Source organism: Empedobacter sp. GD03861 (assembly GCF_029840885.1).
GTDB classification, from domain to species: Bacteria; Bacteroidota; Bacteroidia; order Flavobacteriales; family Weeksellaceae; genus Empedobacter; species Empedobacter falsenii_B.
On record NZ_JAOCDJ010000007.1, the window covers coordinates 81192 to 102026 of the forward strand.

22 protein-coding genes and 1 pseudogene are annotated in these 20835 nt (G+C 30.2%); 21 read left to right on the forward strand and 2 right to left on the reverse strand.

Going from position 1 to position 20835, the window contains the following annotated elements; genetic code table 11:
* Positions 1-13 precede the first annotated feature (13 nt).
* The 7 genes and pseudogenes from N5D03_RS05825 to N5D03_RS05855 all read left to right on the forward strand — a co-directional run.
* A pseudogene (locus N5D03_RS05825) lies at positions 14-199 on the forward strand (gfo/Idh/MocA family oxidoreductase); the annotation flags it as partial.
* Positions 189-1109: a sugar phosphate nucleotidyltransferase gene (locus N5D03_RS05830; protein WP_280051137.1), complete on the forward strand. Its 921-nt coding sequence runs from the start codon at positions 189-191 to the stop codon at positions 1107-1109. The pseudogene N5D03_RS05825 and the gene N5D03_RS05830, both read left to right, overlap by 11 nt.
* Before the next feature lie 6 nt (positions 1110-1115).
* Entirely contained in the window at positions 1116-2147 is a 1032-nt protein-coding gene (locus tag N5D03_RS05835) for an aminoglycoside phosphotransferase family protein (protein WP_115000898.1), read from the forward strand.
* A complete protein-coding gene (locus tag N5D03_RS05840) occupies positions 2119-2607 on the forward strand; it encodes a GNAT family N-acetyltransferase (RefSeq protein WP_280051139.1) in 489 nt (162 codons plus the stop codon). Before N5D03_RS05835 ends, N5D03_RS05840 begins: the two co-directional genes overlap by 29 nt.
* Entirely contained in the window at positions 2607-3701 is a 1095-nt protein-coding gene (locus tag N5D03_RS05845; RefSeq protein ID WP_280051178.1) for a Nif3-like dinuclear metal center hexameric protein, read from the forward strand. Before N5D03_RS05840 ends, N5D03_RS05845 begins: the two co-directional genes overlap by 1 nt.
* 2 nt (positions 3702-3703) lie before the next feature.
* The gene (locus N5D03_RS05850) at positions 3704-4489 is read left to right on the forward strand and encodes a hypothetical protein (RefSeq protein WP_125349270.1); all 786 of its coding nucleotides are present in this window, start codon (positions 3704-3706) and stop codon (positions 4487-4489) included.
* Between the two features lie 143 nt (positions 4490-4632).
* Positions 4633-5286, forward strand: coding sequence for a hypothetical protein (locus N5D03_RS05855; RefSeq protein WP_280051140.1), 654 nt, complete (start codon positions 4633-4635; stop codon positions 5284-5286).
* A gap of 71 nt (positions 5287-5357) precedes the next feature.
* On the opposite strand, the gene N5D03_RS05860 is transcribed toward N5D03_RS05855, so the two are convergent.
* The gene (locus tag N5D03_RS05860) at positions 5358-6692 is read right to left on the reverse strand and encodes an NAD(P)/FAD-dependent oxidoreductase (RefSeq protein WP_125349272.1); all 1335 of its coding nucleotides are present in this window, start codon (positions 6690-6692) and stop codon (positions 5358-5360) included.
* 297 nt (positions 6693-6989) lie between these two features.
* Between N5D03_RS05860 and N5D03_RS05865 the strand changes: the two genes are divergently transcribed.
* The 8 genes from N5D03_RS05865 to arfB all read left to right on the forward strand — a co-directional run bounded on the left by N5D03_RS05865 (position 6990) and on the right by arfB (position 16308).
* Complete coding sequence (locus N5D03_RS05865; RefSeq protein ID WP_280051142.1) at positions 6990-8069, forward strand: NADH:flavin oxidoreductase/NADH oxidase; 1080 nt, start codon at positions 6990-6992, stop codon at positions 8067-8069.
* 3 nt (positions 8070-8072) lie between these two features.
* Positions 8073-8462, forward strand: coding sequence for a VOC family protein (locus N5D03_RS05870; protein WP_280051144.1), 390 nt, complete (start codon positions 8073-8075; stop codon positions 8460-8462).
* A gap of 8 nt (positions 8463-8470) precedes the next feature.
* On the forward strand, positions 8471-9577 hold the full coding sequence (locus N5D03_RS05875) for an MFS transporter (RefSeq protein WP_280051146.1): 1107 nt from the start codon (positions 8471-8473) through the stop codon (positions 9575-9577).
* Between the two features lie 128 nt (positions 9578-9705).
* Positions 9706-10500 carry a LytTR family DNA-binding domain-containing protein gene (locus tag N5D03_RS05880; protein ID WP_280049277.1) on the forward strand — a complete coding sequence of 265 codons (795 nt, stop codon included), beginning with the start codon at positions 9706-9708 and terminating at the stop codon, positions 10498-10500.
* Positions 10487-13519 (forward strand): histidine kinase, encoded by a 3033-nt coding sequence (locus N5D03_RS05885; protein WP_280051148.1) that lies wholly within the window; start codon positions 10487-10489, stop codon positions 13517-13519. Before N5D03_RS05880 ends, N5D03_RS05885 begins: the two co-directional genes overlap by 14 nt.
* Before the next feature lie 260 nt (positions 13520-13779).
* Positions 13780-14733, forward strand: coding sequence for an aldo/keto reductase (locus N5D03_RS05890; protein WP_280051150.1), 954 nt, complete (start codon positions 13780-13782; stop codon positions 14731-14733).
* Between the two features lies 1 nt (position 14734).
* Positions 14735-15916 (forward strand): MFS transporter, encoded by a 1182-nt coding sequence (locus N5D03_RS05895; RefSeq protein ID WP_280051152.1) that lies wholly within the window; start codon positions 14735-14737, stop codon positions 15914-15916.
* Positions 15916-16308 (forward strand): alternative ribosome rescue aminoacyl-tRNA hydrolase ArfB, encoded by a 393-nt coding sequence (arfB, locus tag N5D03_RS05900; RefSeq protein ID WP_038331233.1) that lies wholly within the window; start codon positions 15916-15918, stop codon positions 16306-16308. The genes N5D03_RS05895 and arfB overlap by 1 nt, the downstream gene beginning before the upstream one ends.
* A 5-nt stretch (positions 16309-16313) precedes the next feature.
* Here the strand turns inward: arfB and N5D03_RS05905 are convergent, their stop codons facing one another.
* On the reverse strand, positions 16314-16583 hold the full coding sequence (locus N5D03_RS05905; protein ID WP_115000878.1) for a DUF1294 domain-containing protein: 270 nt from the start codon (positions 16581-16583) through the stop codon (positions 16314-16316).
* A 146-nt stretch (positions 16584-16729) separates the two neighbouring features.
* On the opposite strand from N5D03_RS05905, the gene N5D03_RS05910 reads away from it, so the two are divergent.
* The 6 genes from N5D03_RS05910 (at position 16730) to N5D03_RS05935 (ending at position 20772) form a co-directional block, all read left to right on the forward strand.
* Entirely contained in the window at positions 16730-17449 is a 720-nt protein-coding gene (locus N5D03_RS05910) for a 3-ketoacyl-ACP reductase (RefSeq protein ID WP_280051155.1), read from the forward strand.
* A gap of 118 nt (positions 17450-17567) precedes the next feature.
* Positions 17568-18200: a hypothetical protein gene (locus N5D03_RS05915; protein WP_280051156.1), complete on the forward strand. Its 633-nt coding sequence runs from the start codon at positions 17568-17570 to the stop codon at positions 18198-18200.
* 9 nt (positions 18201-18209) lie between these two features.
* Entirely contained in the window at positions 18210-18509 is a 300-nt protein-coding gene (locus N5D03_RS05920) for a transcriptional regulator (RefSeq protein ID WP_038331250.1), read from the forward strand.
* A 65-nt stretch (positions 18510-18574) separates the two neighbouring features.
* Complete coding sequence (gene creD, locus N5D03_RS05925; RefSeq protein ID WP_115000873.1) at positions 18575-19978, forward strand: cell envelope integrity protein CreD; 1404 nt, start codon at positions 18575-18577, stop codon at positions 19976-19978.
* Entirely contained in the window at positions 19960-20559 is a 600-nt protein-coding gene (locus tag N5D03_RS05930; protein ID WP_280051157.1) for a hypothetical protein, read from the forward strand. Before creD ends, N5D03_RS05930 begins: the two co-directional genes overlap by 19 nt.
* Before the next feature lie 12 nt (positions 20560-20571).
* Entirely contained in the window at positions 20572-20772 is a 201-nt protein-coding gene (locus N5D03_RS05935; RefSeq protein WP_125349284.1) for a hypothetical protein, read from the forward strand.
* The last annotated feature ends 63 nt before the right edge of the window (positions 20773-20835 follow it).

The following is a 20835-nucleotide window of genomic DNA, read 5'->3' on the forward strand; positions in this document are numbered from 1 at the left end:
CATATTTTGCATTTTAAAAAATAAAGCAAACAAAGAATTCCCATTCGATGTATATGATTTAGCAACTTGGTATGCAGTAACACCATTAAGTGAAAAATCTATCGAAGGAAATGGTACTTCTCAAGAAATGCCAGACTTTACAAGAGGAAAATATAAAACAAGAAAACCAGTTTTTGGTACAGAAGATTATGGATTCTAAAACCTTATCATTAGTCATTTTAGCAGGTGGAATGGGAAGCCGCTACAAAGGACAAAAACAAATTGATCCAATTGGACCAAGTAAAGAAACGTTGATGGAATATTCAATTTTCGATGCTTTTTCTTGCGGAATAAAACATTTTGTATTCATTATTAATGAACAATTTAATGCAGAAACTAAAAAATATTTTCAAAATTTAATTGAAAAAAATGGAGGTTCAGCTGAGTTTGTTCTTCAAACGACATATACTTCTGTTCCGAGAGGAATTTACGATACAATAGAGAAACGTGAAAAACCTTGGGGAACAGGACATGCTTTAATGATTACAAAAAATCATTTAAACAATCCATTTATTGTGATTAATGCAGACGATTTTTATGGTCGTAAAGCATTTGAGAAAGCAAATGAATTGGTTCAAAACGAAAAAATTACAGCAAATACTTATGGTATGGTTGCGTACAAATTGGCCAATACGATTAGCGAAAATGGTTCTGTTTCTCGCGGAGTATGTACTGTAACTAACGGTCATTTGGAGAATGTTGTAGAGCGTACAAATATCTATTCTAACGAAAATAAAGAAATTGTTTTCGAAGAAGATGATAACGTTTTACCATTGGACGGAGATACGGCTGTTTCGATGAATTTCTTCGTTTTACATCCTTCTATTTTTAGAAAATTAGAAGATAAATTTGAGGAATTTCTTCTCGAAAATGCTTCTCAATTGAAAGCAGAATTTTTCTTGCCAAAAGTTGTAAATGATATGATCAAAGAAGATCAATTGGAAGTGATTGTAGAAAAATCGGATGACAATTGGTTCGGAATGACTTATCCAGAAGACAGAGAAGTTGTAGTAAATTCTATTCAAAATTTAATCAATGATCAAAAATATCCAAATTCACTTTGGACATAAAATATAATGGAGAAAATATTAAAACATTATTTCGAAAATATAGATCAAGTTAGTATTAATCCAATCAGTTCTGGTTGGATTAATTCTACTTATGAAGTTGAGTATGAAGGAAAAAAATATATTTTACAAAAAATAAACACGCACGTTTTTCCTCAACCAGAAGTAATTTCGAACAATATTGACATCATTTCTCGCCATCTAAAAGCAAAGAATTATCAAAATTCGGTAATCGAAATTGTAAAAGATTTGCAAGGAAATTTATTAGCAAAAGAAGATAGAGAAACTTGGAGAATGACTTCTTTTATTCCAAATTCTATTTGTTTTGAGAAAGTGGAATCTGCGGAACAAGCGTATGAAGCGGCGAAAACAATTAGTGAATTTCATTCGTATTTGTTAGATGTTAATGTTGATGAAATTTATCCTTCGATTGTCGGGTTTTTAGATTATCATAAACGTGTAAATGATTTCAAAAATGCATTGAAAAATGCTTCAACAGAGCGTTTAGAAGAAACGAAAGAAGAAGTTGCTTATATTTTGGATAATCTGTATCAAGTTGAAAAGTATTTAGAAATAGATTTCCCAAAGCGTGTCGTTCATGCTGATGCTAAAATCAGTAATTTCTTATTTAATAATGATAATCATTCGCAAGCAATCGCTGTGATAGACTGGGATACAATAATGCCAGGGAATATTTTGTGCGATTTTGGAGATATGATTCGTACATACGCAAACCTGAAAGCTGAAGACGATCCTAATCCTGAAAAATTGTTTGAACCTGATTATTATAAAGCGGTTAAAAATGGGTTTTTAGAACATTTAAAATATGATTTACAACCAATAGAGATCGAAAATATGGATTTTGTTGCGTATATTGTGATTTATATTCAGGCGGTTAGATTTTTGGCAGATTATTTAGAAAACGATATTTATTATTCGATTTCTTATCCAAAACAAAATCTAAATCGTACGATTAATCAAATCAATTTATTAAAAGCATTAACAAAATTTCATGAAGAAAATTCGGTTCGAAAAATATAAACCTACAGATTTTAATAACTTTTTTAAACTTGTTCAGGACGACGAAGTGATGAAATATATCTCTGGAAAAGGTTTGAATGAAGAGCAAGCAAATCACAAATTTACATCAATCTTAGAAAAAGGTAGCGTTAACGAAAACCTTGGTTTTTTTAAGGTTTATGACGAAAACGACACACTTTTAGGTGATTGTAAATTGGTGTATAACAAACACATCGAAAATTCACTTGAAATAGGTTATTTATTGAAAAAAGAATTTTGGAGAAAAGGTTTTGGATCAATGATTTGCAAACATTTATTAGCAGAATCAAAAGAAAAATTTCCTGATTTGCAAGTAATGGCTGTCATCGATCCTGATAATGTTGCTTCAAGAAAGTTGTTAGAAAAGTTTAATTTTGAATCGTATTGGAAAGGTATCGAAAATGATTTGCCTACAGAAAAATTGCTTTTAAAAGAGAAATGATACGAATAAAAGATGTCGCTTTGGCGATGGAAGAAGTAGCGCCTTTGGCGTATGCAGAGGATTTTGACAATGTTGGATTGCTTGTTGGTGATTACAATGATGAGGTAACAGGAATCTTGATAACGTTGGACACAACACCAGAAGTTGTAGAAGAAGCAATTGAGAAAAATTGTAATTTGATTGTGAGTTTTCACCCAATTATTTTTTCAGGTTTAAAGAAATTAAACGGAAAAAATTATGTTGAAAAAGCAGTGATGACAGCGATCAAAAATGGAATTAATATTTATGCAACGCATACGGCTTTAGATAATTCGAAAGTTGGTGTTAATTTCAAAATTTCTGAACAATTATCTTTATTGAATACTAAAATTCTTATTCCAAAGTCTCAAACCATCAAACAATTGATAACTTATGTTCCAACAGAACATGCTGAGCAATTGAAATCTGCGTTGTATGAAGCGGGTGCAGGGAAAATTGGGAATTACGATTCGTGCGGTTTTGCGATAGAAGGCAAAGGAAATTTTCGACCAATTGATGGCGCAAATCCTTTTATTGGAGAAGTTGGTAAGCTGGAAACAGTAAACGAAACGCGAATAGAAGTTGTGGTTCCGCAACATTTGGAAGGTGATGTGATGAATGCTTTGTTCAAAAATCATCCGTACGAAGAAGTTGCATATTCTGTTATTTCGTTGAATAATCAAAACAATTATATTGGAATTGGAATGATTGGAGAGTTAGAAAATGAAATGGAAGAACTCGATTTTTTCAATTATCTAAAAACTCAAATGAATACACCCGTTATTCGTCATTCGAAATTATTAAACAAAAAAATAAAGAAGGTTGCTGTACTTGGAGGTTCTGGCGCATTTGGAATAAAAAATGCAATTTCAGCTGGAGCGGACATTTATATCACGGCAGATTTGAAATATCACGATTTTTTTACTGCTGAAAATAAGCTTGTTTTGGCAGATATTGGGCATTTTGAATCGGAACAGTTTACAAAAAACTTAATAACTTCGTATCTTAAAGAAAAATTTACTAATTTTGTGGTCTTTAATTCTGGAATTAATACCAATCCTGTTAATTATTGTTAACTATGTCTGAAACAAAAAATATTAAAGAACTAAGCGTAGAAGAAAAACTTCGCGCGTTATACGACTTGCAATTAATTGATTCACGTTTAGATGAAATCAGAAATACAAGAGGTGAATTACCTTTAGAAGTTGAAGATTTGAGCGACGATGTTGCACAATTAGAAACGAGAATCCAAAAAATAGTTGACGAAACTAAAGGTTTGGATGAAGAAATTAAATTGAAGAAAGAAGCAATCAAAAATGCTGAAGCTTTAATTAAAAAATACACGAAACAACAAGATAACGTACGTAACAATAGAGAATTTGATGCTTTAGCGAAAGAAGTAGAGTATCAAGGTTTGGAAATTGAGTTATCTGAGAAACGTATTCGTGAGTTTACAGTTAAAATTTCTCAAAAAAATGCACAAGTTGAAGAATTTAATGCAAAATTAAATTCAATGAAAGAGCATTTATCTCACAAACAAGCTGAGTTGGATACAATTGTAAAAGATACAGAAAAAGAAGAAAGTAATTTATTGAAATTATCTTCTGAATATTCTGCTAAAATCGAACAAAGATTATTAGATGCTTACAGCCGTATCAGAAATTCTGTGAAAAATGGTTTAGCTGTTGTTCCTGTACAACGTGGAGCTTCTGCGGGATCTTTCTTTACAATTCCACCACAAAGACAGATGGATATCGCTCAACGTAAAAAAATTATCGCTGACGAACATTCAGGACGTATCTTAGTTGATTTGGAACTAGCTTTAGAAGAGCAAGAAAAAATGGAAATCGTTATCAAAGGATAATTTTCTGTTAAAAAATATTTTATTTAATATCAAAGTGTTGCACGTTTGTGTGACACTTTTTTTATGCCAAAACTGGTTGTTGTTATTTTTTAGCACGCTATTTGTAATATTGGCATTATAATTAGTTTGAAAATTTAGAAATTATGAAAAAAATTATATTTTTAGCAATGTTAACGGTCTCGTCTATATCATTAACATCTTGTGTGAATAATGATGATGGATACTATGACAACGGACCAGAAATTGTAAATGTTGGACAAATCAATTATGATGGCGTTTCTTTTCCGCTTCGAAATGCAGTTGTAGCTGATATTGAAAAAGCAGATGGAGGATATTATTATAGTGTAGAGTTATCGACGAATCCGGTTCCTAAAAATGGAAAATTATATGGCTCTTATTTGTATTTAGAAATTTTCCAAAGAGGTGATTTAAATTTTAATGGAACTTACGTAACAGAAAATAATGATAGAGGATTAGATTATATCGAATATTACGAAGATCCTATAATGCAAAATTATGTACCAGTTCTTAATTCTGGAACGTTTGCTTTGTTAGATACAGATTTTTCTTCTGGATCTATTAATCTAAAAAATTATTTTGACCCTTATAACAGAAGTTTATTATCTACAAACTTTGCATTGAGAGTTTCGAATGGTAAAACATTGACTGGTGATTTTGATGGATTATTTGATTTTATCCAATTATACAGCAAATCTGCTAAAGATGCTGTAAGTGCAAAATCTGCATCAACAGAAAGAGTAAAAACAGGAGTGAGAACACCTTCTGCAAGAAAATAAAATTTCAATTCATAGATACAAAAAACTCCGCTAAATATTTAGCGGAGTTTTTTATTGATATACTTTTTTGATTAAGCTTCTACTTCTTTATCACGATTCTTTGGAAAACGGCGATAACCTTTCAAATTAAATCTAAAATCTTTTTTCGTTGGACGAACAATAATACGTAATGATGAATCATTTGTAAAATAATTTTGAGCCCAATTAAAGAAAATAGCCAGTTTGTTGCGAACAGTCAAGATTAACATTAAGTGTAAGAACATCCATGTAAACCATGCCATACGTCCAGAGAAAGAGAATTTAGGTAAGTCAACAACAGCTTTATGTTTTCCTATTGTAGCCATAGATCCTGGATCTTGATATTCAAATAAAGTTAATTTATCTTCTGATAAACCTTGTCCAATTTTATTGAAATTTTTGGCTAAATTCATAGCTTGATCCCCAGCAACACGTGCTAATTGAGGATGTCCATGAGGATATTTAGGTGTTTCCATACAAGAAATGTCACCAATAGCATATATGTTATCAGTTCCAATAATTTTACTTGTACGATCTACCTTAAAACGGTTACCTCTTTGTAACTCTTCTTGAGACACAGCTCCTTCAGGAATATTTCCTGTAACACCAGCAGACCAAATTAAATTTTTTGTTTTGATTGTGCGTCCGTCAGCTAAGGAAATAGTTTTTCCATCATAATCTGTAACTCGTCCTTCTGTCCAAATATGTACTCCCATATTTGTCAAATATTCGTGAGACTTTTTATGAGCTAAATCAGACATAGGTCCTAATAAATTAGGACTTCCTTCAATCAAATAAATATTCAATTTAGAGAAATCTAAATCTGGATAATCTTTTGGTAGAATGTGTTTTTTCATATGTGCAATTGCACCAGAAAGTTCTACTCCAGTTGGTCCACCACCAACAACAACAATGTTCAAAATTTCTTCTAATTCTTCTTCTGACTCAGCAGAATAAGCACTTTCAAAATTTGTTAACAATCTGTTTTTTAGCGTTAAAGCTTCGTTTGTGGATTTCATTGGGAATGATAATTCCTCAATTTGCTTATTACCAAAGAAATTTGTGGTACATCCCATGGCAATAACCAAATAATCGTAAGAAAAATCTCCGATTGTGGTTTCAACAATATTAGCTTCTTTTTTTATAGCTGTTACTTCAGCTAATCGTACGCTGACATTTTTACTTCCTTGAAATACTTTTCGTATAGGAAACGAAATATCACTAGCGTTTATTCCTGCTGTAGCAACTTGATAAAAAAGAGGTTGAAATTGATGATAGTTATAACGGTCAATAAGTGTAACAGAAAAGTGTGGGTTATTATTTAATTTACGGGCTAATTTAAGTCCGGCAAATCCAGCACCTAAAATGACAATCTTTTTCTTTTCCAAAATTCACTTTTTTGTAAAATTACGAACAAACTAAGAAACAATGAAAGATTTATTAAAAATTATTCTGAACCTTAGATATTTACTATGATATCGGATTGATTATTAGATTTTTTTAAATTTATGTTTTTTGTCAGTTTTAAATAAATTGTTAAAATTATTTGTGATTTCATGTATTTCTAAGCTTTTTTAATTTTGTTGAAAGATTAGAATTCAAACAATTTTTAAGCTGAATCATTTTAAGAAATCAATCAAATTCACGAATTTTATTCCAAATTAATTAAGTCAAAAAAACAAGTAATGAGCAAATTATTTGAATCAATCAATATAAATGAATCTATTTCATTAAAAAATAGAATTATCATGTCGCCAATGTGCCAATATTCTTCGGAAGATGGTTTTCCAAATGATTGGCATTTTCAACATTATGTTTCGCGTGCAGTAGGTAATGTTTCGGCGATTATACAAGAAGCTACCGCGGTTGTTGTAGAAGGTCGAATTTCATATGGTGATTTAGGAATTTGGAAAGATGAACATATCGAAGCGTATCAAAAATTAACTTCTGAAATCAAAAAATACAATTGCGTTCCTGGGATTCAGTTAGCGCATGCAGGACGAAAAGCAAGTACAGAAAAACCTTGGTTGGGACACAATCAAATAAAATCTAACGAAAAAAATGGTTGGAAAACAGTTTCGAGTTCTAATTTACCTTTTAATGAATTGGATGAAACCCCACATGAATTATCAGTTTCAGAAATTGAAAATATTGTAAAAGAATGGGGAAAAGCAACAGAGCGTGCTATAAAATCTGGTTTTGAAATTTTAGAAATTCATGGCGCGCATGGTTATTTGGTTCATCAATTTCTTTCGCCTTTAATTAATAATCGAATAGATGAATATGGAGGAAGTTTCGAAAATAGAATTCGTTTTGTGTTAGAAATTGTTGCTGAAATGCAAAAATATATTACAACTCAATCGCTTTGGGTTCGTTTGTCAGCTTCGGATTGGGCAGAAAATGGTTGGAATTTAGATGAAACAATTGAATTGTGTAAAATTTTAAAACAAAATGGAGTAGAAGTGATTGATGTTTCGTCTGGAGGAGGAGTGAGTCATCAAAAAATTGATGTCAAAAAAAATTATCAAGTTCCATTCGCAAATGAAATTAAAAACCAAGTCGAAATCATTACTGGAGCTGTTGGATTAATTTTTGAGCCAAAACAAGCCGAAGAAATTCTTCAAAATGAAAAAGCAGATTTAATCTTTTTAGGAAGAGAATTATTACGCGATCCATATTTCGCATTACGTGCTGCAAAAGAGTTAGAAGAAGATATAAAGTGGTTGCCACAATATGAAAGAGCAAAAAATAATCATTACGCATAAATTATGTTAGCATTAAAAAAAATTCATCATATTGCAATCATTTGTTCGGATTATCAAAAATCAAAACATTTTTACACAGAAATTTTAGGTTTTGAAATTGTGCAAGAAGTTTATAGAAAAGAACGTGATTCTTATAAATTAGATTTAGCTTTGCAAAATTATTACTGCATCGAATTATTTTCTTTTCCTAATCCACCAAAACGTGTTTCTCGACCAGAAGCTTCTGGATTGAGACATATTGCTTTTGCTGTGGAAAATATAGAAAATGAAGTAGAAAAACTAATGCAGTTGAATGTAAAGGTAGAGCCAATTCGTGTGGATGAATACACGCAAAAGAAGTTTACTTTTTTTGAAGATCCCGACGGTTTGCCGATAGAATTATACGAAGAATAGAAGAATAAATGGTAAAAAAGAGTTTACTTGCCTTAGCAATGGGAGGTTTAGCCATCGGAATGACGGAATTTTCGATGATGGGAGTTTTAGAAGATTTTGCAAAAGATTTGAATATTTCAATTCCAACAGCAGGGAATTTTATATCAATGTATGCAATGGGCGTAATGGTTGGAGCTCCAACATTGATCATGGCTACAAGTAAATATTCGCCTAAAAAAGTTTTAATCTTTTTTATGTTATTGTTTACCATTTTTAATTCACTTTTTGTTATTGCACCAAGTTACAATACCTTATTAATTGCTCGTTTTATGTCTGGTTTACCTCATGGAGCGTTTTTTGGAGTAGGATCTGTTGTGGCAGCACAATTAGCAACAAAAGGAAAAGAAGCGCAAGCTATTTCGATTATGTTTGCGGGATTAACGTTTGCGAATTTAGTCGGAGTTCCATTAGGGACGAAATTAGGACAAGTTTTTTCGTGGCGATTAACGTTTGGGATTATTGCAAGTTTAGGATTAATCACAATGTTAGCGATTTCTCTTTGGGTTCCGAATCTTAAAAATACAAACAAAGGAAGTTTGGTAGAACAATTAAGTTTCTTCAAAAAATGGGAAGCTTGGGTATTAATTGTGATGATTTCTATCGGAACTTCAGGATTATTTGCGTGGATAAGTTACATTTCTCCGTTAATGACAAACGTAGCAGATTTACCCAAAACAAAAATTCCAATTATTATGACCTTGATTGGTCTAGGAATGTTTGTAGGTAATTTTATAGGTGGAAAATTGGCAGATACCATGTCGCCAAATAAGGCTGCAATTATCTCATTTGCTTCGATGGCGATTTGTTTAGTGATTGTTTATTTCACTTCTCACATACAAATAATGGCTTATATTATGTCGTTTATTACGGGATTAATTGCGTTTACAATTGGTTCGCCAATTCAAATGATGTTGATTAATAACGGAAAAGGATCCGAAACTTTAGCCGCAGCAGCTGGTCAAGCAAGTTTTAATATCGGAAATGCTTTAGGTGCATTTTTAGGAGGAATTCCGATTGCAATGGGGTTAGGATTTAATTCGCAATTGTGGGTTGGCTTTATTATGGCTTCGGTATGATCAATAATTGCAGCAATCTTTTTACAATTAAAATCGAAAAGAGTTTAAAAATATTACTTCAATCATAATCAAAGGATGTTCTACGGAGCATCCTTTTTTAGTTTATATTTGTAACAAATTAAACTCAAATGAATCATTACAAAGCTCTTATTATAGATGATGAACACTTTGCTCAACAAGGGTTAAAGAAAATTATTCAACATGCTTTGCCAGATTTTTTTGTTTCCATTGATACTGCAAATTCTGTAAAAGAAGGCGTTGAAAAAATTAAGGAAAATCAACCAGATATCGTTTTTTTGGATATTCACATGCCAGAGGAATTTGGGTTTAAATTATTTGATTATTTCGATGATATTACGTTTGATGTCATTTTCACAACAGCTCATTCAGACTATATTTTAGAAGCTGTAAATCAATGGGGATGTTTGGGTTATTTGATGAAACCTATTTCAATTTCTGATCTTAAAGTATTATTGAATCGTTTTGTAGAGCGTCAAAATCAAACAAAAATAACGAAAGAGATTATTAATATTGCAGATGATTTTGAAGATGAAGTAGAAACTGATAATCTGAAAGATGTTTTCAAAAATGAGCATGGAATTATATTTATTCCATCTATAACAGAGGTTTTGGTACTGAAAATTGAAGATATTATTTATTGTAAAGCAGATGATAGTTATTGTACAATTTTTACCGAAAAAGAGGCGTACATGGTAACTAAAACGTTGAAAGAAGTAGAAAATTTAATTGATCAAACCAATTTTTTCCGTGTCAATAGATCGTATTTGGTTAATATTAATTTTGCTAAAAAATTTGATAAACGAAACAATTTATTGATTCTGAATTGTCATCCAAAAGATGGTGAATTAAATCTTCCTGTGACTTCTTTGGGGTATAAAATTTTATCGAATGTGGTTGCGTAACTTCATTTTTTTACTTGTTTTATTTCTTTGTTCTCATCAACTTTCTGCGCAATATGTTCTGACAAAACAATACACGTACGAAAATGGCTTGCCTGCCAATGAGATTTTGAGTGTTTACAAAGATTCTCGTAAAATCTTGTGGGTTGGAACTCGTTTTGGCGTATTTGTGAAAGACATGGACAATTTCAAAATGATGAAACGCTTCGAGAAAGTACAATACAATAATGTTTGGACAATAATAGAAGATAGGCAATATAATGTTTGGTTCGGAAGTTACGGACAAGGGATATTGAAATTTACTGGTCAACGTTTTGAACAAATTAATACAGCGAAAGGATTAGTTTCGGATCGTGTTCGAAATTTATTTTATTTAGATGATTTAATATATGTTGCTGCGCAAGGTGGTGTTTCGATTATTGATACAAAATCAAAGAAAATTTATAATCCTTCTTTTGAAAAAAATAACAATATTGTGTTCGAAGCGGTATCTTTTTTCGAATATCAAAACAAGGTTTATGTTGCAACAATAGATCATGGTGTTTATGAAGTTCATCGCGATAAGTTGAAGTTGGTCAATCCTTTCAATCGAATTAATTATAGTTTTTTGAATAATAATGATTTGTATTTGTCATCTTCTAAAGGTCTTAATATTATTCCGATAAACGATTTTTTGAATAAAAAATTGAATTTTAAAACCTACGATTTTCCAGTTTTTAGAAATCACAACATTTCAGATAAACGTCATTCTCTTTTATTAGCTGGTTACGAAACGGGTGCAGGAAATGGAATGGTTGCCGAATTAAAGGACAATAAAATAACAGATCAAACAGAAAATTTTAAAATCACTTCGGATTATCCGTATCGAGTTTTTAGTAGTAAAACGGATGATTTAATTTATGTTGGAAGTGCTGATAAAGGACTTTTTGAAGTTCATTTTAATCATTTTTTAGATTTTTCAACGATTGATAATAAAAGAGTCATTGAAATTCTAAAAGTTGCGAATACACAATATTTTTTAACACCAGAAGGACTTTATTTTCAAGAGAATAATGTATTCAATAAGCAGATAAAGAGAAATGCTTTTTATCAATATATGCTTCGAAATAAGTCAAAATTCAAAGATTTTTTAAGTCAATCAAATAAAGATTTTTATGAAATTGATTTTGATTTGAAAGAAAAAAACCTTCGTTTTTATAAAATGATTATCCGTCACAATTCGTTCATTATAGCAACTAATTTAGGACTTTTCGAGTTAGATTTTAATGGAGAATTCAAAGATTATTTACCTAATCGAACAAGTCAATTTACGTATTTTAATAATCAATTTATTCAAACAAATCCTTTTGGAGGAATTTTGGTTTTTGATGATTTGAATAACCTAAAATATCACTCATATTCCGCTGCGCAAGCCAATGTTCCGAAAGATGTTGTTTCGATTTGTCAAAATAAAAAAGCTGTATTTTTTGGTTCTTCTTTGGATGGATTATTCAAGTATGAAAATGGAAATTTTATTTCTTATTTGCAAAATAATCAGTTTAATGAATCTAAAATTAAAATGATAAAATGTGTTGGAGATAATCAGTTGTTGGTTGCAACAGAATTTGCGAAAGTTTATATTTTAGAGATAAAGGGAGATGAGTTAATCACAAAAAAAGTAATTAATATTCGTGAAATTGGTGGAGAAAATATTAGTTCAATTGACATTTTTGGGAACTCAATTTTAATTGGAACCAATCGTAATTTACTCGTTTTCAATAATGGTAAAACATATATGATTGGCAATGAACAAGGTTTTGTGAATAAGGATATACATTCGTCTATTTTTGACGGAAAAACGGCTACAATTGGTGTTGAAAATGGTTATTATAAGTTAAATCTTGAGAATTTATTAAAGCAAAAAAATCAGTCGAAAGAGATTATTATTACAAGTTTTAAAATTAATGATGAATCTTTTGGGATAGATAAATTTATGTGGTTTGATTTGATTGATAAAGATTTGAATTTAAAAAATAATGAGAACAATATTACACTAAATTTTGCTGTGGTTGATGCCAATTTTGCTCAAAATTATAAGTACAGATACCGTATGAATCCTGATGAAAGCTGGAACGAGTATTTTTATGATCCGTCAATATACTTGAGAAATATTCAATATGGTAAATATCGTGTTCAATTAGAAATAACCGATACAAGCAATGGACAAAAACAAATTATTGATTTGGTTTCGTTGAATGTTGATGAACCTTTTTACTTGAACATTTATTTTATTTTGTTGTCAGTCTTAACTTTAGGTTTGATTGTTTATCGTTATAATACAAATAAAATCAAGACGTTAAATAAATTTAATCAATTAAAAATCAGTCAATTAAATGAAAAAAACACGCAAGAAAATCAACGTTTGCAATTAGAGCGACAATTAACCGAAACGAAGTTAACAGCCTTACAATCGCAAATGAATCCGCATTTTATTTTCAATGTGTTGAATTCTATTCAGTTTTATATTTTGGATAATGATATTGATAATGCGTTAAATTCGTTGGGACGTTTTTCTCACTTGATTCGTCAGATGTTAAATCTTTCGACAAAAGATGAAATTAGTTTGAAAGACGAAATTGATTTTTTGAAATTATATGTTGAAGTTGAGAATTTTAGATGGAAAAATAAAATAGAATTTGATGTTCAAATTGATAACCAATTAGATATTTATCGTATCAAAATTCCGCCAATGTTGATTCAGCCAATTATCGAAAATTCTTTTGTTCACGCATTTGATCAAAATCATTTGCAACCGATTATCAAATTGATTATTAGATTAAAAAGTGATTATTTAGAAATAATTATTGAAGATAATGGAAAGGGAAATACAACACAAATTACGCAAAATAAAACTCACGATTCGAAAGCACTTAAGATAATTAATGAGCGTTTACAATTGCTTAATCATAATATTGAAGAAAATATTTTTATAGATTTTCATGAAAAAGGAACAAAAGTTTGGATGATTTTGAAAGTTAATTAAAATTTCACCTGAATAAATTTACAATTCACCTTGCTGAAACGTGAATTAACGAAATCTAAACTCTATTTTAATAATAGATATTATTCAGTATATATATTTGCAGTATCGATTTCAAACTAAGTATTAAACTTTGATACTTTGTTTTCTAAACCTATGAAGACACCATAAAGTATCTTAAAAGTTACATTTTTCGACGTGTGAGTCAAAAAATTTTACAACAAGAAGCTACTGCAAAGTAGCTTTTTTTTATCTTTATACCCATGAAAAATGTACAATTAGGAAATACAGATTTAGAGATAAAACCAATTTTTTTCGGAGGAAATGTTTTTGGTTGGACATTGAATGAAGAAGAATCTTTTAGAATTTTAGATGGATTTTTGGACAGAGGATTTAATGCGATAGACACTGCAAATAACTATTCGTATTGGGTGGATGGTAACGTTGGAACAGAATCTGAACGAATTATCGGAAATTGGATAAAATCGAGAGGAGTGAGAGATCAAATCGTTTTGGCAACGAAAGTTGGTGGACGAAATATGATTCAAGATAAGCCAAATACTACAAAAGCTCATATCTTAAAAGAAGTAGAAGAATCACTTATCCGTTTACAAACCGATTATATCGACTTGTATCAAACTCATTATGATGATATAAATACACCTGTTGAAGAAACTTTATCGGCTTATAATCAATTGATAAAAGAAGGGAAAGTGAGATATATTGGTGCGTCTAATTTTTCTTCGGAACGATTGATTGAATCGTTGGATAAATCAGAACTTTATAATTTGCCGCAATACAAAACCTTGCAACCTGAATATAATTTGTATGATCGTCAGCATTTTGAAGAATTTTTGCAACCTGTTGCAGAGAAATACAATTTAGCTGTTATTCCTTATTACAGTTTAGCGAGTGGTTTTTTATCAGGTAAATATAAAACTGAAGAGGATTTACAACAAAGTTTACGAGGAGAAGGAATCAAAAAATATTTGAACGAAAGAGGATTCAAAATTTTGGACGCTTTACAAACTATTTCTACGCGATATAATATTTCTTATTCAGCAGTTGCTTTGGCTTGGTTAATGGATCAGAAAACAGTTGTAGTTCCTATTGCGAGTGCGACTAAGGAACAACATCTTGATGCTTTTGTAGAAGCTGTAAATGTGCAATTATCTCATGATGATGTGAAACTTTTGACCGAAGCAAGCGAATATTAGAATGGAAAATTTACAAATGAAACCCAAATTAACTCCAATCATTTTATGGATAATGATCATTGGGACTGGTTTGGTTGTGGCGAATAATTATTACAATCAGCCCTTATTGTCATTAATTGCAAAAGATTTTAATGTTTCCGAAAGTAAAGTCTCTAATATTGCAATGCTAACACAAATAGGTTATGCCTGTGGATTGTTATTTATTATTCCTTTAGGAGATTTATTGAAACGAAAACGAATGATTTTAATCGATTTTGTTTTTATTATTGCAGCTCTTTTGGGAATGTATTTTGCACCATCTGTAAGTTGGCTTTTTCCATTAAGTTTCCTTATCGGTTTCACCTCAGTTATTCCGCAAGTTTTTGTGCCAATGGCGGCTGAATTAGCTGAACCTCAAAAAAAAGCGCAAGCTGTCGGAATGGTTATGAGTGGTTTGCTTGTTGGTATTCTACTTTCTCGCGTTTTTAGTGGCTTTATTGGTGAATATTTAGGATGGCGAGAAGTTTATATGATAGGCGCAATTTTAATGTTTGTTCTATGGATTTTTATCTATATATTTTTACCAGAAATACAACCAAATTTCAAAGGAACTTATGGTAATTTGATGAAATCGATTGTCGATTTAGTAAAAAATCAACCGCAATTAAGATTAGCTTCTTTTCGAGGAGCTACAGGTTTTGCAGCATTTAGTGCATTTTGGACAACATTGGTTTTTCACTTAGAAGAAGCGCCATTTTTTGTTGGAAGCGATATTGCTGGTGCTTTTGGATTAATTGGAGCAGTAGGAGCATTAGCTGCTGCATTAGTTGGTAGAGTTTCAAAAGTTCTGTCAACATCAAAAATTATCTTTTATTCCATCATTACTATGCTAATTTCTTGGGGATTTTTCTATGAATTTGGCTATACATATTGGGGATTAATTGTTGGTGTAATTTTGATCGATTTAGGTTTACAGGCAATGCATGTTTCTAATCAAACCATTATTTTTGGATTAGATGCCAAAGCAGGAAATCGAGTGAATACAGTTTATATGACGAGTTATTTTATTGGTGGATCTTTAGGAACATTTATTGCAGCAAATGCGTGGGATAAATTTCAATGGAATGGAGTGGTTGCTGTTGGCGTTTTTTTTACTTTAATTTGTTTGATATCTCATATTTTATTCAATAAAAATAATAAGTGATGAAAGATTTTTCTTCTGAAATAACATATAAAACAGCAAGAAGTAGTGGAGCTGGAGGACAAAATGTAAACAAAGTTGAAACAATGGTTTTAGCAAAATGGAACATTGAATCTTCTCTATTTTTTTCGGAGGAAGAAAAAGCATTAATTACAGAAAAGCTAAAAAATAAGATTAATTCAGAAGGATTTCTACAAATCAATTCACAAGAATCTCGCTCTCAATTGGACAATAAAGAATCTGCCACAAAGAAAATGTTAGAATTGGTCGAAAAAGCATTGATTATTCCAAAGTTTAGAAAAAAGACCAAACCTACGAAAGCTTCTCAACAAAAAAGATTGAATCAAAAGAAACAACAAGCTGAGAAAAAAGATGGTCGTAGGTTTAAATTTTAGAAGAATTAAATTCGATCAACTAAAAAAATTAATATACTACATTGTATTGCTATAATCATTACTATTTTAAAAATAAAAGACTTTTTTCTTGTTTTATGACGATAAATCTGCATTGACATAAGAGAACCTATTGTCCCGCCAATCAAAGTCACAAAACAAAGTGCTAACTCAGAGATACGCCTTTTACCAATAATTGAATTTTTTTTATCTATTTTGAATAAAAAAAAAGAGAGGACGTTGATAAGGAGGAGAGTAAAAAATAAATATTTATCCATTCAGTGTGTAATTAAGCAATAAAAATACTTATAATTAAGTAGATAAAAAATATTTTCACTAGAAATCTATGTTGTTTATCTTTGTACTTCAAAATTACAAAAAATCTTCAAAAAATAAATTGTAAAATTCTAATTAGGAAATAATTATGCAAGATTTAAAAGGAAAAAATGCATTAGTCACAGGAGGTAGTAGAGGTTTAGGAAAAGCTGTTGCTTTGGCATTAGCTAAAGAAGGTGTTAATGTAGCTGTGACAGGACGTAATACAAAAACATTAGAAGAAACTGTAGAGGAAATTAGAAGTTTTGGCGTAAAAGCTGATTATTCTATTTTTAATGTAGCCGAAAAAGTTGAAGTGAAAATGCAACTTGAGCGATTAATTGAGAGTTTTGGAGCGTTTGATATTTTGATTAATAATGCTGGTATAGCGGCTTTCGGAAGTTTTTTGGAAATGCCAGAAAATGATTGGGAAGATATTGTGCGTACCAATTTATTTGGTCCGTATTATGTTTCAAAAGCAGTAATTCCTTCGATGGTAGAATTAGGAAGCGGAGATATTATCAATGTTTCATCAACAGCAGGATTAAAAGGAAACGCAGTTACTTCTGCTTATTCAGCATCAAAAGCGGGATTGATAGGTTTATCAGAATCGTTGATGTTCGAATTGAGAAAGAAAAACATTCGTGTTACGACCTTAACTCCAAGTACAATTGCTTCTGAAATGTCAAAAGATGTGTTGAAAATCACAGACGGAAATCCAGAAAAAGTGCTTCAACCAGAAGATTTCGCGCAATTAATTGTCGATTTGTTAAAATTAGATAAACGTGCAATGTTGGCTTCAGCATCTTTGTGGTCTACAAATCCTTAAGAATAATTTGATTCATTATATTTTAAAATCCAATTTCTAAATGAAATTGGATTTTTTTTGAAAAATATTTTGTAGAATCATTTTTTATATTAACTTTGAATTACAAAGTACTTTTGATATGAGCACAAATAATCCTGTAGAAAGTTTAAACGAAATTAAATCGATGATGCAACGCACCTCAAAATTCACAAGTATTAGTGGATGGAGCGGTGTTTGGGTTGGAATAGTGGGAATGATTTCTGCATTTATCGCTTATGTTTTGATTTTACAAGATGCGCTTCAAGTAAATTACAGAGGAACATTGACGCCTATTTTAATGAAAAATTTAGAGATTAAATTATTCTTTTTAGGAATTGTAACTTTAATAGTTGCTTGTATTGGAGGTTTCTTTTTTATGACCAAAAAATCGACAAAAGATGGTGTTAAATTTATCAATCCAGTTACAAAACGAATATTGCGTAAATTTCTTTTTGTTTTAATCGTTGGAGGATTAGTGAGTTTAATATTTATCAATAATTTTAGTTTTGCTTATGTGGCTCCAGCAACGCTTTTGTTTTATGGTTTGGCACTGTATACAGTGGAACGAGACACGATTGTTGAGATAAAATATTTGGCAATGTGCGAAATCTTTTTAGGATTATTGGCTTTCTATTTTATTTTCAATGGTTTATTGTTTTGGTTTATCGGTTTCGGCCTTTTGCATTTGATTTTTGGAGTTTGGATGGTGCGTAAATATGATTACAAAGCTTAAATTTGCAACATGGATTTTAATCTTAATAAATTAAACAAAGTCTTTGATAATCGTATTCGTGTGGGAATTATGAGTGCTTTGGTGATGAATGAAGAAATTTCTTTTAAGGATTTGAAAGACTTTTTGGATTTGACTGATGGTAACTTGGCTTCACACTTAAAAAACTTAGAAGAAAACGATTATATTACTGTACACAAAGGATTTATAGGTCGTAAAACGAATACAACTTATTCGATAACAGCACTTGGAAAACAAGCTTTTCAGGAACATTTGAACTATCTTGAAAAATTAATAAAGAATATAAAATAATTTTTTTTGCATTTAAACTTTGAAAAACAAAGTACTTTTTAAAATAAAAAATAAAATTCAAACTTATGGAAAACAATGATTTAGAAAATGAGTATCAAACTGAAAATCAATCAGTTTATTCACAAAACAAAACAATGATAAAAGGATTTTTGGTATGTCTTTTAGTTTTAGGACTTTTAATTCCGATTCCGTTCATATTAAATTTAATAGAAGAACGACAAGGAAACAAAGAAAAAGTAATTACCGAAATTTCGGACAAATGGAGTGGAAAACAGACAATTTATGGTCCTTTTATCGAAGTTACTTACATGGAAAATGTAAATGATGCACAAGGAAAAGTTGTGAAACAACAAATGAAAAAGTATATTTCTGCAAATGATTTAAACATTAATGGAACGATTGATACGCAGTTAAAAAGTCGTAGTATTTATGAAGCTGTTGTTTACAATTCGAAGCTGAATATCAATTCGAAATTTAAGAATTATTCGGATATGCTTGCAGAAATGGAAGTAAGTGCAGAGAATGTAGTTTCGACTAAAATTGTTTTCGGAATCTCTGATTCTAAAGGATATGAGAATAAAGTAATTGTACAATCTAACAATAAAAATTATCCGCTGAATATGGATAATTCGACTTCTACAATTGATATTCAACCAGAAGTTAGAGCAGAAAATGGAGAATATTCGGAACAAACGACTACCACTAAAAAAGTAATGCCTGTACAAATGATGTCTCAAAAAATTGATCCTTCTACATTCGATTTTAATCAAGTTTCGATCGATTTGGTGATGAAAGGTTCGCAAATGTTGAATTTTATTCCATCGGCGATTAATACAAAAGTTGATCTGACTACAAATTGGAAAGATTTGAAATATGATGGGAATTTTTTACCTAATTCTGATCCTGAAACAAAGAATGGAAAAACCAATGTAAAATGGTCTATTTATCAACAAAATCCATTGCAAGGGCAGATTTGGCAAGACGCTTCTAACTTTTCTGATTATAGTTTTGGCGTTAATTTTTTACAAATGAATGATCATTATGACAAAACATATCGTTCGACAAAATATGCAATTTTGTTTATTGGATTAACTTTTGTAGCGTTTTTCTTTATCGAAAGTCGAAATAATTTCAACATTCATTTGGTACAATATGCCTTAGTTGGCTTTGCAATCTGTGTCAATTTTGTGTTATTGTTATCGTTGTCAGAATATTTAGGATTTGATATTGCTTATTTTATTTCATCTGGTGCAACCATTTTATTGATTACATTTTTCGTCAATTCTTTCCTAAAATCATTTGGATTAACATTCAAAATTACATTAATGTTAATCTTATTATACGCATTTATTTACAGTGTTTTACAACTCAAAGAACATGCGTTATTAGTGGGAAGTATAGGATTATTTATCATTGTTGCAATCTTAATGTACTATTCAAAAAACATCGAATGGAACAAAACAAAATAACATTTGCACACTTATTTTTGGGGATTTTTGTCATCGGTCTTGTACTGATGGCAATTTCCTTTACAGATATTGTGGTTAAAAATAATGATACAATTTTCAGTTTTTCTATTTTTATTATAGAGTTAGTGATTTGCCTATTTGCAGTGTCATTTTATTTGAAAATTGATAAGATTTCGGAGTTGTTTTTAGGAGAAATTTTCTCTAATTCTGGACAAATATTTACTTGGACCAACATTACATGGCTTTGTATTTCAGTAGCTTTTGTTTTAGATGAAACAATTATTCGAGGATTTTATGATTTAGGTTTTTATTTGCCGCTTTTAGGTTATTTATTGTTTCTTTTAATTATAGTCAATTTTTTTGCAGCAATATTCTACACTAATTTTGATGATGAAGAAACGATAGGTTTTAATTATCTTAATTATTTTTCGATTTTTTTAGCGGTAGTTTTAATACTATTTTTTAGTTCGGTCATACTATTTTTCGCTGTTTTTGAGTATCCTTCAATATCAATCTGTTTTATGATGTTTAATATTTATCTCATAAATATTATCGCAAAAATTTTAAAATCAAAAGTTTAATAATATTCTATTATGAATGTTTACTTCGGAATTATCATCTTATTTATTTTAGTAACGAGCATTGTATTTTTGATTATTATAGGTTACATTATTTACGGTGTTGTGAAAAAATATTTTAATAAGAAAACAGCTAATTATTCTATTATTTTTTATGTTTTAGCGATTGTTTATATTTCAATCAATCTATTTTACAAAGACGAATTGTCTCTTTAGATAAAATTTCAAATGAGTTGAGATTTGATGATATCGATGATTAAAACATTCATAATATATAAA